Genomic DNA, 13473 nt, shown 5'->3' on the forward strand with positions numbered 1-13473 from the left:
TCTCGACGCGGACGCTACGATCCTTCTCCAGAGGGGGGCCGATGGACCTGCGCTGGTTGACCGCGTCCGACGACGAGTTCGCGGCGGAGGCGGCGCGACGACCGCGGATGCGCCGCCCGCGACAGGCCCCGTGGTGGTGGAACGCGCTGCTCCTGGCGATCGAGGTCCCGCTCGCGTGGCTCGCGTCCGCGCTCGTGGTCTGGGGCACCGGGCTCGTCCACAACGGCGCGGGTGTCGGGGACGTCGTCCGCTGGGCGGCCTGGTTCGTGGTGCTCGTCGCCGGCGTGGTCGGGCTCGTCGTGCTCCTGGTCCGGGGCGAACGACCTCGGACCCTGCGTCCGGACGAGGCTCGGGCAGTGCTGACGGGGGAGGCCAGTGGGTACCCGGTGCGTCCGGTCCGTCCGAAGCCGCTCGACTCGATGATCACCCCGCGCTACTCCGGCATCCGCGTCCACCCCCGGTTCGGCACCGCCCCCGTGCACGTCGACGGCGTCCCGGACGTCGAGTTCGGCTGCGTCCTGCGGCGCTGGATGGTCTCGCGGGACTGGACGTACCTGACCGTCCGGCTGCCCGGCACGTTGCCGCACCTGCTCCTCGACGCCACGGCGAACGACGGTCGTCGCAGCGACCTGCCGGTGGTCCTCCGTCACCGGCAGCGGATGTCACTGGAGGGCGACTTCGACCGGCACTTCCGGGTGTGGGCGCCGGAGGACTACGGCCAGGACGCGCTGTACGTCCTCACCCCTGACGTGATGGCGGCGCTCGTCGACCACGCGGCCGGCTGGAACGTCGAGATGGTCGACGACCGGCTGGTCTTCTCGGCGCCGGGGACCGCGGACTGGTCGCGCCCTGCGCCGTGGATGCAGGTCGAGGCAGTCCTGGGCGAGGTCGTGCCCCGTGTCGTGCGCGCCGCCTCCCGGTACCAGGACGACCGTTCGCTGCTCGAGGACGGGCACGCAGACGCGATCGCGGCCGCGGGGCGTCGCCTGGTGCTCCGCGACCGGCGGAAGAGCCGTCTGCGAGCGACGTGGGCGGGGGCCGTGTGGATGGGCGTCGTCTGCGTGTCCTACAGCGGACCGTTGGCCGTCGCGGTGGTCGGTTCGCTCTCGGTCCTCGACCACTGACCGTCGGCGCACGCCTGCGACGTGGCCCCGGTACGGACGGGAGGCCCGTGGCGGTGTCGCCACGGGCCTCCCGTTTGACCTGTCGGTGCCTCGACTACGCGACGGTCGCGCGCGCCTCGGCCAGCGACGGGTAGTCGGTGTAGCCCTCGGCGGTCGCGCCGTAGAAGAGCTCCGGACGCGGCTCGTTGAGCTCGGCGTCGTGCTCCCAGCGGTGCGCGAGGTCCGGGTTGGCGATCGCGGCGCGGCCCACGGCGACGGCGTCGGCGTGGTCGCCGTCGACGATCGCGATGGCCTCGTCGCGGGTGGTGAGCGACGAGAAGCCCGAGTTCACGATGAACGGCGCGCCAGCGGTACGGCGGACGTGCTGCACCAGGTCACCGGTCGGCTCGGCGTGCAGGACGTCGACGAAGGCGAGGCCGAGCGGCGCGAGGCCCTCGGCGACGGCGGTGTAGGTGGCGCGCACGTCGTCGGCGTCGTCCTCGATGACGCCCTGGATCCCGTGCTCGGGCGACAGGCGGATGCCGGTGCGGTCGGCGCCGATGGCCTCGGCGATGGCGGTGGTGACCTCGATCGCGAAGCGCGCGCGGTTCTCGGGGGAGCCGCCGTACTGGTCGGTGCGGGTGTTCGACACCGGCGACATGAACTCGTGCACCAGGTAGCCGTTGGCGCCGTGGACCTCGACCCCGTCGAGTCCGGCGGCGATCGCGTTGCGGGCGGCCTGCACGAAGCCCTGCACGGCCTCCTGCACCTCGGCGGTGGTCAGCTCGTGCGGGACGGGCATGTCGGCCTTCGAGCCGTCGGCCAGGTGCGTCTGCCCGGGGGCGGCGATGGCGGACGGGGCGACGATGCGCGGGGTCTGCGAGATGTCGGTGTGCGAGACGCGGCCACCGTGCATGAGCTGCATGACGATCGTGCCGCCGGCGGCGTGCACGGCGTCGGTCACGCGGCGCCAGCCGGCGATCTGGTCCTCGGTCTCGATGCCGGGCTGCCCGGGGTAGGAGCGGCCCTCCTGCACGGGCCAGGTGCCCTCGGTGATGATCATGCCGAGGCCGGCGCGCTGCCGGTAGTGCTCGACCAGCAGGTCGTTCGGGACGCCGTGCTCGCCGGCGCGGGTGCGCGTGAGCGGGGCCATGACGACGCGGTTCGACAGGGACAGGGCGCCGATGGAGGCGGGTTCGAAGAGCTTCACGTCAGGGCGAACGACGAGTTGTCCCATGCAATTCCGCCTCGGAGCACTTCTTCAGGCAGTGCGGTCAGTCGCGTGGGCACACCAGCGTCGACGAGCGCACCTGGCCCTCTGGCCGGATCACCTGGTGCTGCGAGAGGGGCTTGCCGCACAGGGGGCAGCCCCGGTCGATCGTCCGGTCGTCGATGCCCTCGGGGCGACCGGCGCCGATCTGCGAGGGGCCCATCTTGTTGATGAGCGTCGTGTTCCACCGTTCGTACCACTGGCCGAAGCGTCCCACGGTGCATCCTTTCGTTCGTGCACGAACCATTATGGCACTGATGGCCGCGGATCACACCTGGTCGACGCGCTCCAGCAGCTCCGTCAGCTCGTCCTTCAGGGACTCGAGTCGGGCGAGTGGCCACCCGAGCCGGTCGGCGACGGCGAGCGGGACCGCCTCGGCTCGGTCGCGCAGGGCGTGCCCGGCGGTCGTCAGGGACACCTCGAGTTGGCGTTCGTCGGCGGCGCTGCGGGTGCGGCGGACGTAGCCGGAGGCCTCCAGCCGCTTGAGCAGTGGGCTCAGCGTGGCGGAGTCGAGCCGCAGCTCCCCGGCGATCTCGCGCACCGACCGCGGGTCCCGCTCCCACAGGGCGAGCATCACGAGGTACTGCGGGTGGGTCAGGCCCATCGGCTCGAGCAGGTCGCGGTACAGCCCGATGACGCTGCGGCTCGTCGCCGCGAGCGCGAAGCAGAGCTGCCGGTCGAGCGCGAGCGGGTCCGGTGCGGTCTGGGTCATGCCCTCAGGGTACTTCGTTCGTGCACGAAGTGGTGTTGTCGCGACCCGGGGCGGTGGGCGCAACGGCCTGGAGGCCCGGTGCCGGTCTCGTGGACCGGCACCGGGCCTCCAGGGTGGTGGCGCTGGTGCCTCGACTACGCGCGGTGCGCGGGCGGGTGGCCCGAGTCGTGCGCGTTCGCGTCCGGCTCCACGGGGAGCGCGTGGGTGCCGGTGTGCGTGTCCTCGTGGCCGGCGACCGGGTGGGTGCGCTCGAGCTTCGCGCCCTCCACGTCGACGTCCGGCACGATGCGGTCGAGCCACTTCGGGAACCACCAGGCGCTCTTGCCGAGCAGGTGCATCGCCGACGGGATGAGCAGCATGCGGACGACGAAGGCGTCGATCAGCACACCGAACGCCAGCCCGAAGCCGATCGGCTTGATGGTGGACGAGTCCGAGAAGATGAAGCCCGCGAACACCGAGATCATGATGATCGCCGCCGCCGTGACCACCGCGCGACCCGCGTGCAGACCGCGCTGGACGGCCACCTTCGCGCTCGCGCCGTGGGCGTAGGCCTCACGCATGCCGGACACCAGGAACAGCTGGTAGTCCATCGCCAGACCGAACAGGATGCCGATCTCGATGATGGGCAGGAAGCTCAGGATCGGTGCCGGGTCGTGCACACCGAAGACCGAGCCGAGCCAGCCGAACTGGTAGATCGCGGTCAGCCCGCCGAACGACGCCAGCACGGACAGGATGAACCCGGCGGTGGCGGTGATCGGCACGAGGAACGACCGGAACACGATGATCAGGATGATCAGTGACAGTCCGACGACCACCACGAGGTAGAGCGGCAGCACGTTCGAGAGCTTCTCGGACACGTCGATGTTCGCCGACGCGTTGCCGGCGACGCCGAGGGTGACCTTGCCGTCGTCGGTGGAGACGGTCTGCTCGCGCAGGTCCTTCACGACGTTCTCGGTGGAGACGCTGTCCGGGCCGCCGGCGGGCTTCACCTGGAACGCGACGATGTCACGGTCCTTCGAGGCGCCGATGGGCAGCACGGCCTGCACGTCGTCGTTCTTCGCGATGGCCTGGCCGATGGTGACCTCGGTCGCGGTGACGTCGCTCTTGCTGATCGACTCCGGCAGGGTCGCCACGACGAGCAGCGGGCCGTTCTGCCCGGCGCCGAACTCCTTCTCGAGCGTCTTGTAGGCCTTGTACTGGCTCGACTCGACGGCCTCGGACGAACCGCTCGGCAGGCCGAGGCGCATCTGGGTCGCGGGCAGGGCGATGGTGCCGAGCACCGCGACGCCGAGGACGAGCGTGATGACCGCGCGCCAACTCGACATCGGCTTGTTCGGGATCCGCGTGGAGTCGGTGTTGCCGATCTTCGCGCGCTCCTTCTTCCGCAGGATCCGCATGCCGATGAGCGACAGCAGGGCCGGGGTGAAGGACGTCGCGATGAGGATCGCGAAGAGCACCGCGACCGCGCCGACCGTGCCCATCAGGCCGAGGAACGGGATGCCGGTGATGTTCAGCGCGAGCAGCGCGACGATGACCGTCGCACCGGCGAACACCACGGCGTTGCCCGAGGTGCCGTTCGCGAGCCCGATCGACTCGTGCACCTGCATGCCCTGCTTCAGCTGGGTCCGGTGCCGGTTCAGGATGAACAGCGAGTAGTCGATGCCGACCGCCAGGCCCAGCATCACCCCCAGGACCGGCGTGACCGAGATGAACTCGACGACGCTCGAGAACGACAGGGCGGTGAGCGAGGCGACGCCGACGCCGAGCACGGCGCTGACGAGCGGGACCGCGGCGCCGATGACCGTGCGGAGCATCAGGAGCAGCACGATCGCGGCGATGATGACACCGCCGATCTCACCCGGGCCGAGGATCGACGGCACGCCCTGTGCGATGTCGTTCGAGACGTACACGTTGACGCCCTGGATGTCGGCCGACTCGGCGTCGTCCGCGATGGCGGTCTTCGTGTCCGCGGGGACCTCGTAGGTCGACGTCGTGAACTGCACGGTGCCGATCGCGGCGCTGCCGTTGTCCGACACGAAGCGGATGTCCTTCGACAGGTCGAGCAGGTCCGAGCCCTGTTCGAGCTCCTGCTCGTTGTCGTCGAGCTTCTGCTTGTTCGTGTCGATCGTCTTCTGGGCGTCGGCGATCTGCTGCTCACCGGCGTCGATCTGGGCCTGCTGGGCGTCGATCTGCGCCTGCGCCTGCTGGAGCTGGGCGGCCGCTGCCTGCGCCTGTGCGGCGGGGACGGCTGCGCCACCGGCCGCCTGTGCCTGGGCCTTCTGCGCGTCGAGCTGCGCCTGGGCGTCCTCGATCTTCTGCTTGCCGGACTCGAGCTGCGCCTTCTGGGCGTCGAGCTGGTCCTGGCCGGTCTCGATCTTCGCGCGACCGGACTCGATCTGGTCACGGCCGTCGACGATCTTCTGCCGCTGGTCGTCGAGCTGCTGCTGGGTGTCGAAGCCGCTCGTCGTGCCCTTGACGCCGTCGAGCTTCTCGAGGCTGGTCAGGAAGTCGTCGATCTCGGACTGCTGCGACGACGAGAACGCCTTGCCGTCCTTCGTCTCGAAGACGATCGTGCCGTTGCCGCCGTTCGCCGACGGGAACTTGTCGGCGAGCTGGTCCTGCACCTGACTGGTCTTGGTGTTCGGGATCGTGATCGACGACGAGATCGTCCCGGCGAAGAGCGTGTACGTGACGCCCGCGACGGCCATGATCACGACCCAGGTGATGATCACGAGCCAGTGGCGTCGTGCGGAGAACCGTCCGAGACGGTAGAGGAGACCGGCCATGCGGTTGCCTGCGGTCCTTTCGTGTCAGGTGCTGGTGGTGCGGGGTGCGCCGGTGGACCCCTGGGGGATGAGGAGGTGGAGCGGTGTCAGTCGTCGGCCATGTAGCCGCTGCGGACGCTGTGCACGAGTCGTGCGAGCAGGTCGTCCCAGGCGTCGAGCGCCGGCTGGTCGAGCTCGGGGCCGGACGTCGCCAGCCAGTGCTCCGCGATGACGACGATGCCGCTCATGAGCGACTCGACGAGCAGCGCGGCGTCCAGGGGGTCGGCGGCCGGGTAGCGCCGGGCGACCTCGTGCCGGAGTCGTTCGGTCACCCGCGAGAACGCCGTCTGGGTCAGGACCGCGGCCTTCGGGTCGTCCTTGCCGGGGTCGCCGAGGATTCGGTACATGCTGGCGATCGCCGGAGCCAGGTCGGCACCGCGGGCGGCGGACTCGAGCTCGTCGAACATCGACGCCCGGCTGCCGTCGCCCACCGGGGTCCGCGCCATGTCGGCGAGGAACCGGTCGATGATGACGGACAGCTCCTGCTCGCACACGGCCAGCAGGACCTCGTCGAGCGAGGCGAAGTGGTTGAACACGGTGCGCCGGGCGATGTCTGCCCGGGCAGCGAGGTCGTCCACGCTGAAGTCGCGGCCGCCGCGCTCGTCGATCAGGTCGCGAGCGGCCTGCAGGATCGCCGCACGGTGCTTCGCCTTGAGGGCAGCACGGCGGTCGGTCGCGATGGTCACGAGATCGAACACTAGGTGCATCGATGCACTCGGTGCAACGAGGTTGAGTGCATCCCCAGGTTCGTCCCCCGGTGCAGAACGTCTGTGCTGCACCGCTGTTCAGTCGGAGGTGTCGGGTGCCAGACTGGCCGGACGAACCGCTGCCGTACGAAGGAGTACCGATGCCCGTCCGCCTGTCCCCGGAGACCCTCGACGAGATCGCCGCGAGCGGTGTCGCCGTGCCCACCTACGACCGCGACGGCATCACCGCCGGCATCGTCCACTTCGGCGTCGGCGGGTTCCACCGCGCGCACCAGGCGATGGTGATCGACCGGCTCCTGCAGCGAGGCGAGGCCCGCGAGTACGGCATCTGCGGCGTCGGCGTGCTCGAGCAGGACCGTCGGATGGCGACCGCGATGGCCGAGCAGGGCGGCCTGTACACGCTCGTCCTCAAGCACCCGGACGGCACCCGTGAGTCACGCGTCGTCGGCAGCATCGTCGAGTACCTGCTCGCCGTCGACGACCCGGACGCGGTCGTCGAGAAGATGGCGCACCCGGACACCAGGATCGTCAGCCTGACCATCACCGAGGGCGGCTACAACTTCGACCACGTCACCGGCGAGTTCGTCGCCGACGAGCCCGGCGTCGCGGCCGACCTGCGCGGCGACGGCCCGCCCCGCACGGTGTTCGGCCTGGTGGTCGAGGCACTGCGCCGCCGACGGGACCGCGGCCTCGACCCGTTCACCGTGATGTCCTGCGACAACATCCAGGGCAACGGGCACGTCGCACGGTCGATGTTCACCGCCTACGCCCGGTTGCAGGACCCGGCCTTCGCGGACTGGATGGACGAGCACGTGGCGTTCCCGAACTCGATGGTCGACCGCATCACCCCGGTGACCGCCGACGAGGACCGCGCCTGGGTCCGCGACGAGCTCGGCGTCGACGACGCCTGGCCCGTCGTCGCCGAACCGTTCTTCCAGTGGGTGCTCGAGGACGACCACCCCGTCGGCCGGCCGCCCTACGAGGACGCCGACGTCCAGCTCGTCGACGACGTCGAGCCGTACGAACTCATGAAGCTCCGACTCCTCAACGCCAGCCACCAGGGGCTCTGCTACTTCGGCTACCTGTCCGGGTACCGCTACGCGCACGAGGCCACGCTGGACCCGGCGATCGCGACCTTCCTGCGCCGCTACATGGACGACGAGAGCACGCCGACGCTGCACCCGGTGCCCGGCATCGACCTGGAGGACTACAAGTCGACCCTGATCGAGCGCTTCCAGAACCCCGAGGTGCGCGACACCCTCGCCCGGCTCTGCGCCGAGTCGAGCGACCGGATCCCGAAGTGGCTGCTCCCCGTCGTGCGCGAGAACCTGGCGGCCGGTCGGCCCGTCACGCTGTCCGCCGGCATCGTCGCGTCGTGGGCCCGTTACGACGAGGGCACCGACGAGTCCGGTGAACCCATCGAGATCGTCGACCGGCTCGCCGAGCCCCTGCACCGCATCGCCCTGACCCAGCGCGACGACCGCCTCGCCTTCATCGCGAACCGCCAGGTCTTCGGCGACCTGGTCGACGACGAACGGTTCGTCGCCGCGTACCGCGACGCCCTGGACGGGCTCATCGCGGACGGCGCGCACGCCACCGTGGAGCGCCTGTCACGGTCCTGAGACGCGACCGACGAACGGACGGGAGGCCCGTGGCGGCGCCGCCACGGGCCTCCCGTCCGCCTGCTGCCCACGAGACGGGCGCGGGACGGCGGTTCGTGTCCGCGCGATGACGGTTCCGGTTCACGAACCCCGAGGATCGTGAACCAGAACCGTCAGCCGCTCACAGCGCGACGTCGTCCCACGGCACCGGGGTGCTCTCGCCCGTCTCCCAGTCGCGGCGCAGCACGCCGTAACCGACCGACCCGACGGCCGGGCCGCCGTCGACGGGCCACGCCTCGCGGTAGTGGGCCTCCTGCACCCACCCGGCACGGACGAAGACCCGGCGCATGGCGGTGTTGTCCTCGCGGGTCTGGCCCTCGAAGCGCGTGATCGCGGGCATCGTCGTGAACACGTGGTCGGTCACCGCGCGCAGGGCGGGAACCCCGAGGCCGCGGCCCCGGAAGCGACCGGCCAGGCGCAGGTCGAACAGGGGGACGGGGTCGGCCAGGTCCTCGAGGCGGACCAGTCCGATCCGCCCGAGGTCGTCGTGGTCGAGCCAGGAGGTGTCGTGGTCGTCGTCGCGGTAGGCGCCGGAGTCGACGGCGCTCGCGGCGTCGGCCGCGCTGATGCGGCGTCGGACGTGGAACGGGAACTCCTCGGACGTCAGGAACGCGAGCAACTCCTGGCGGTCGGTGCCGGTGGGGTCCAGGCGGGTGAGGCGGACGGCGGGAGCTGGCATGCCGCTCAGGGTAGTTGCACGGTCGTCGGGCAGGCTCGGGGCGTGCGAGGTGGGACGACGACGACGGCTGCGGCCCTGACGGCGCTGGTGCTGGCCGGGCTCGTGGGGTGTTCCGGTGCGCCGGGTGGTGCGACGACCGGGCCGGCGTCGTCCGCGTCCGCGTCAGCTTCGGCTTCTGCGTCGGCAGCGGCGACGGCGACCGACCCGGCGACCGACCCCGCCACCGCGCGGGCCTTCGCGGCGCTGGAGCGGCGGGACGACGTACGGCTCGGGGTCGTCGCCGTCGACACCGGGGACGGTCGGACGATCGTGCACCGTGCGGGGGAGCGGTTCGCGTTCGCGTCGACGATCAAGGTGTTCATCGCGGCCGCGGTCCTCGACGCCTCGTCCGACGCCGACCTGGCGACCGTCGTGCACTACGACCGAGGCGACCTGCTCGAGTACGCGCCCGTGACGCGCGAGCACGTCGACACCGGGATGACGGTGCGCGAGCTCGTCGACGCGGCGCTCCGCTCCAGCGACAACACCGCGGCGAACCTGCTGGTGGAACGGCTCGGCGGGCCGCACGCGGTCGAGCGGTGGCTGCGCGGCATCGGGGACCGGACGACGAGCGTCGACCGGGTCGAACCCGACCTGAACCAGGCGATCCCGGGTGACCGACGGGACACGACGACGCCGGAGCGGTTCGCTGCGGACCTCCGGACCGTGCTGCTCGGAGACGCCCTCGACGCTGCCGACCGTCGGGTGCTGCGCGAGGCGATGCTCGGCAACACGACCGGGGACGCGACGATCCGTGCCGGGGTGGACCCGTCGTGGCGGGTGGCCGACAAGACCGGCACGGCGTCCTACGGGGTCCGGAACGACATCGCGGTCGTGACGCCGCCGGGGCGCGACCCCGTCGTGCTCGTGGTGATGACGAGCCGGGCCGATCCCGGTGCGGAGCCGTCGGACGCGCTCGTCGCCGCGGCGACCCGCACCGCGGTTGCCGGGCTGTCCGACTGAGTCGCCAGCGTCGCGGGACTGTCGTCGCGGGACTAGCGGAGGGTGGTCGCCCAGCGCCCGATGGCGTCGTACGCCCGTTCCCGCACCCCCGGCGCGGACAGCACGACGTCGTGCAGGGCGCCTTCGAGTCGGCGGACCGTGACCTCCTCGCCGAGGGAGAGCGAGCGGTGCGCCACCGTGTCGACGTTCAGGGCGACGTCGGCCCGCGCCATGCCCGGGTCCCACCGCGGCTGGAGCATGCTCTTGTCGCTCAGCATCACCAGGATCGGGACCGCGATCCCGAGGCCCTTCTCGACCTGTGCCTGGCCGTCGAACACCGCGGCGAGCCACCCGGGGTGCAGGGGGAAGCCGCGCTCCGGCCGCCACTTCTGCTCGTAGGTCCACGACCCCTCGCCCTCGGCCGAGACGGTGCGGGTGTAGAAGCCGGGGTCGACGGCGGGCATCGGCGCGAGGGGGTTCCGACGGGCACCGAGCTTGATGACCGGTGCGACGATGGCCCGGCCGACCGCGGTGGCCTGGAACTCGAGCCACGGGCTGTTCAGCACGAGGCCGTGCACGAGCTCCGGGTGCCGGGCGACCCAGAGTGACAGGGTCAGGCCGCCGGTGGAGTGGCCCATCGGGACGAGTCGGCGGCGGTCCGAGCCGGGGTGCTCGGCCGAGATCGCGTCGAGCGCCGCGGCGATGTCCTCGTCGTACACGGCCAGGTCGTCGACCATGCCCGGGGTCTGGTACGGGCGCAGGCTCCGACCGTACTTCCGCAGGTCCAGCGCGTGGAACCGGGCGCCGAGCCGTTCGAGGCGTTCGGCGAGCTCCACCTGGAAGAAGTAGTCCGACCAGCCGTGCACGTAGAGCACGTCGACCCCGTGCAGGGGGCCGCGACCGTGCAGCAGCAGGTCCGTCGGGGTGTGCCGGCGGCGGACCAGGGTGGCGACGACGGGTCCCTCGGAGTCGGTGCCGAGCGGCAGTTCGAGCCGCTCGTACGGTGCTCCGAGCACGTCCTCGTGCCACCCCTGGTCCGTCATGCGCCGAGCGTATCCGGCGCTGCTGCGGGTGGTTCTGGTGCGGGGGTGTGCGGCCGTCACCCGACCAGGACCACGACCTTGCCGCTGATCCGTCCCGCGGCCGCCTCGGCGTGCAGGGACGGCAGTTCGGTCAGCGGGATGCGCCGGGTGACCTCGACCGTGAGCGCCCCGGCGTCGACCAGGGACACCAGCTCCGCCAGGCGTTCGCGGTTGCGCAGGACGAACACCGTCGCCGCCCGGACCCCGCGGGACTCGTCGTCCGGCGTGGCCATGAACGCCGTGGTGCTGACGACCGCGCCGCCGTCACGCACGACGTCGACGAGTGCCGCGAAGTCCTGCGGGTCGATCGGGGCGAGGTTGAGCAGCACGTCGACCGGCTCCGTCACGGCGGCACGGACGTCGGTCGTGGTGTGGTCGATGACCTCGTGGGCGCCGGCTGCCCGGACGGCCTCGATGCTGCGCGGGCTCGCCGTCGCGATCACGTGGACCCCGGCGCGGACGGCGAGCTGGATCGCGTACTTGCCCACCACGCCGCCGGCTCCCACGACCAGCAGGCGTTGGCCTGCCTCGAGCCGCCCGTCGTCGAACAGTGCCTGCCACGCGGTGAGCGCCACGGAGGGCAGCGCCGCCGCGTCGGCCAGCGGGATGCTCGTCGGTGCGGCGACCACCGCGTCCGCCGGGGCGATGACGTACTCGGCCGCCCCGCCGTCGAGCTCCATCGGCAGGAACGCGACGACTGCGTCCCCGATCGCGATCCCCTCGACGCCGTCGCCGAGTGCGTCGACGGTGCCGGACACGTCGTAGCCGGGAACGTGCGGCAGCTGGACCGGGATCGGCAGGAACCCGCCCCGCATCCCGTTGTCCGCCGCGTTGAACGCCGAGGCGGCGACGCGGAGTCGCACCTGCCCGGCACCCGGGGTGGGCTGCGCGACGTCCTCGGTGCGGAGCACCTCGGGACCGCCGACCTCGTGGAACCGTACTGCCTGCATGATCGTGCCCTTCGTCGGTGTTGCTCGTGTGCTTCGAGTTCGAAGCAACTGACGATGACGTTAGCACTGCTTCGAACTCGAAGCAACGGGTAGGATGGATCTCGTGACCGATGCGCCGAACTCCCTGACCCCGACGCAGCTCGGGGCGTACTTCGCCTTCACCGAGGTGAGCAGCCTGCTGCGCCACGCGGTCGAGCGGCAGCTGCGCGACGTCGGCGGCCTGAGCTACGTGCAGTTCCAGCTGCTCGCCCGGCTCGGTGACGCTCCGGGCGGGCAGCAGCGCATGACCGACCTCGCCGACGGGGTCGTCTACAGCCGCAGCGGGTTGACGTACCAGGCGCAACTGCTCGAGCAGCGCGGGCTGGTCACCCGCGGGCCCTCGCCGGACGACGAACGCAGCACGGTCGTGACGATCACCCGGGCCGGTCGTGACGTCCTCACCGCGGTCTTCCCCGGACACATCGAGGCGCTGCACACCCTGCTGTTCGCGTCGATGTCGGACGCGGACGTCGACGACCTCGCGCGGATCCTCGGGGGAGCGGCGGAGCACCTGCGCGCGAACCCGCCACGCTCCGCGGGCGCGCGGCGGCGCGGCTGACCGACGGTCGCGCCGGCGGGTGTGCGCGGCCTAGCTGCGGGGCGCCCGCACCAGGAACAGCGTGATGGCGCCGAGGACGACCGCGGCGACGATGAGCGCCCAGGCGAGCACGATGACCGGTCCGTCCCAGGGGGTGAAGAGCAGTCCGACCCCGATCACCAGGGCCACGGCGGCGCCGATGAGGGCGAGGCGGTGCGGTCGTACCGGAGCGGTGCGTGTCACGGTTCCCACGGTACGCGCGCCGGCCTGGCAGCGCGGCGTCGAGCGGGTACGCCGGTCACACCGTCGTGCGCATCACCCACCGCCACTTGGCGATGCGGCGGTCGCGCACGAACCCGAACTGCGTGAACAGTTCTTCCGGCCCGGTGTGCAGGTAGGCACCGCGCTGCGGCTTCCGCTCGACCGTCTGCTCCGGGTAGGCCTCGACCGTCCCGCCGCCGGCCCGCCGGATCTGGTCGAGTGCGGTCGTGACCGCAGCGCGTGCGACCCCCTGACCGCGGTGTCGGGACTCGACGAACACGCAGCCGATCCGCCAGTCCGGCGGCGTCGAGGCGTCGCGGGCGTACGCGCCGGGGTTCAGGATCGTCGGCAGCTCGATCGGCCGGCCGAACTGGCACCACCCGACCGCCGTGCCGTCGGCGTAGACGAGCACCTGGTGGTTCGTGCCGTTCCGCACGTGGCGGTGCTTCGCCTCCTGGTGGGACACCGTCGGGTCGGGCGTCCCGCGTGGGCCGTCCGGGTGGAAACCGATGCACCAGCACCCGCCCCACACACCGTTGCTGCGGGTCACGAGCGCGGCGAAGTCGGGCCACGTCTCCTCGGTGAGCATCGCCGTCGAGTACTCCATGGGCCGATGATCCTCCGGTCCTGGCGATCCCGCCACCACCGCGACCGTGGTGCTCCGA

Annotated in this window: 14 protein-coding genes; 4 read left to right on the forward strand and 10 right to left on the reverse strand. The window is 71.6% G+C overall.

Annotated features, from left to right (window positions below):
- The first annotated feature begins 41 nt into the window (after window positions 1-41).
- Window positions 42-1124, forward strand: a complete 1083-nt coding sequence (locus DEJ01_RS10630; protein ID WP_111092955.1) for a hypothetical protein — start codon at window positions 42-44, stop codon at window positions 1122-1124.
- 94 nt (window positions 1125-1218) lie between these two features.
- Here DEJ01_RS10630 and DEJ01_RS10635 read toward each other — a convergent pair whose 3' ends face one another.
- From DEJ01_RS10635 to DEJ01_RS10655, 5 genes are all read right to left on the reverse strand, one after another.
- On the reverse strand, window positions 1219-2340 hold the full coding sequence (locus DEJ01_RS10635; RefSeq protein WP_084741445.1) for an alkene reductase: 1122 nt from the start codon (window positions 2338-2340) through the stop codon (window positions 1219-1221).
- Window positions 2341-2377: 37 nt separating this feature from the next.
- Entirely contained in the window at window positions 2378-2590 is a 213-nt protein-coding gene (locus DEJ01_RS10640) for a hypothetical protein (protein WP_027466129.1), read from the reverse strand.
- A 51-nt stretch (window positions 2591-2641) separates the two neighbouring features.
- Window positions 2642-3085: a MarR family winged helix-turn-helix transcriptional regulator gene (locus DEJ01_RS10645; RefSeq protein ID WP_071406464.1), complete on the reverse strand. Its 444-nt coding sequence runs from the start codon at window positions 3083-3085 to the stop codon at window positions 2642-2644.
- Window positions 3086-3219: 134 nt separating this feature from the next.
- Window positions 3220-5871 carry an MMPL family transporter gene (locus tag DEJ01_RS10650; RefSeq protein ID WP_071406463.1) on the reverse strand — a complete coding sequence of 884 codons (2652 nt, stop codon included), beginning with the start codon at window positions 5869-5871 and terminating at the stop codon, window positions 3220-3222.
- 86 nt (window positions 5872-5957) lie between these two features.
- Window positions 5958-6596 (reverse strand): TetR/AcrR family transcriptional regulator, encoded by a 639-nt coding sequence (locus DEJ01_RS10655; protein WP_027466131.1) that lies wholly within the window; start codon window positions 6594-6596, stop codon window positions 5958-5960.
- A gap of 161 nt (window positions 6597-6757) precedes the next feature.
- Here DEJ01_RS10655 and DEJ01_RS10660 point away from each other — a divergent pair, with 161 nt between their 5' ends.
- Window positions 6758-8239, forward strand: a complete 1482-nt coding sequence (locus DEJ01_RS10660) for a mannitol dehydrogenase family protein (protein ID WP_111092956.1) — start codon at window positions 6758-6760, stop codon at window positions 8237-8239.
- Between the two features lie 160 nt (window positions 8240-8399).
- Here DEJ01_RS10660 and DEJ01_RS10665 read toward each other — a convergent pair whose 3' ends face one another.
- Complete coding sequence (locus tag DEJ01_RS10665) at window positions 8400-8957, reverse strand: GNAT family N-acetyltransferase (RefSeq protein WP_111092957.1); 558 nt, start codon at window positions 8955-8957, stop codon at window positions 8400-8402.
- A gap of 42 nt (window positions 8958-8999) precedes the next feature.
- Here DEJ01_RS10665 and bla point away from each other — a divergent pair, with 42 nt between their 5' ends.
- Complete coding sequence (bla, locus tag DEJ01_RS10670) at window positions 9000-9959, forward strand: class A beta-lactamase (protein ID WP_111092958.1); 960 nt, start codon at window positions 9000-9002, stop codon at window positions 9957-9959.
- Between the two features lie 32 nt (window positions 9960-9991).
- Here the strand turns inward: bla and DEJ01_RS10675 are convergent, their stop codons facing one another.
- Complete coding sequence (locus DEJ01_RS10675) at window positions 9992-10981, reverse strand: alpha/beta hydrolase (RefSeq protein ID WP_111092959.1); 990 nt, start codon at window positions 10979-10981, stop codon at window positions 9992-9994.
- A 56-nt stretch (window positions 10982-11037) separates the two neighbouring features.
- On the reverse strand, window positions 11038-11970 hold the full coding sequence (locus tag DEJ01_RS10680) for an NADP-dependent oxidoreductase (RefSeq protein WP_111092960.1): 933 nt from the start codon (window positions 11968-11970) through the stop codon (window positions 11038-11040).
- Between the two features lie 94 nt (window positions 11971-12064).
- Here DEJ01_RS10680 and DEJ01_RS10685 point away from each other — a divergent pair, with 94 nt between their 5' ends.
- On the forward strand, window positions 12065-12568 hold the full coding sequence (locus DEJ01_RS10685) for a MarR family winged helix-turn-helix transcriptional regulator (protein WP_220038680.1): 504 nt from the start codon (window positions 12065-12067) through the stop codon (window positions 12566-12568).
- 30 nt (window positions 12569-12598) lie between these two features.
- Here DEJ01_RS10685 and DEJ01_RS10690 read toward each other — a convergent pair whose 3' ends face one another.
- Window positions 12599-12790: a hypothetical protein gene (locus tag DEJ01_RS10690; protein WP_111023553.1), complete on the reverse strand. Its 192-nt coding sequence runs from the start codon at window positions 12788-12790 to the stop codon at window positions 12599-12601.
- 55 nt (window positions 12791-12845) lie between these two features.
- Window positions 12846-13415 (reverse strand): GNAT family N-acetyltransferase, encoded by a 570-nt coding sequence (locus DEJ01_RS10695; RefSeq protein ID WP_220038681.1) that lies wholly within the window; start codon window positions 13413-13415, stop codon window positions 12846-12848.
- Between the last annotated feature and the right edge of the window lie 58 nt (window positions 13416-13473).

It is taken from the genome of Curtobacterium sp. MCLR17_040 (assembly GCF_003234735.1).
GTDB lineage: Bacteria > Actinomycetota > Actinomycetes > Actinomycetales > Microbacteriaceae > Curtobacterium > Curtobacterium flaccumfaciens.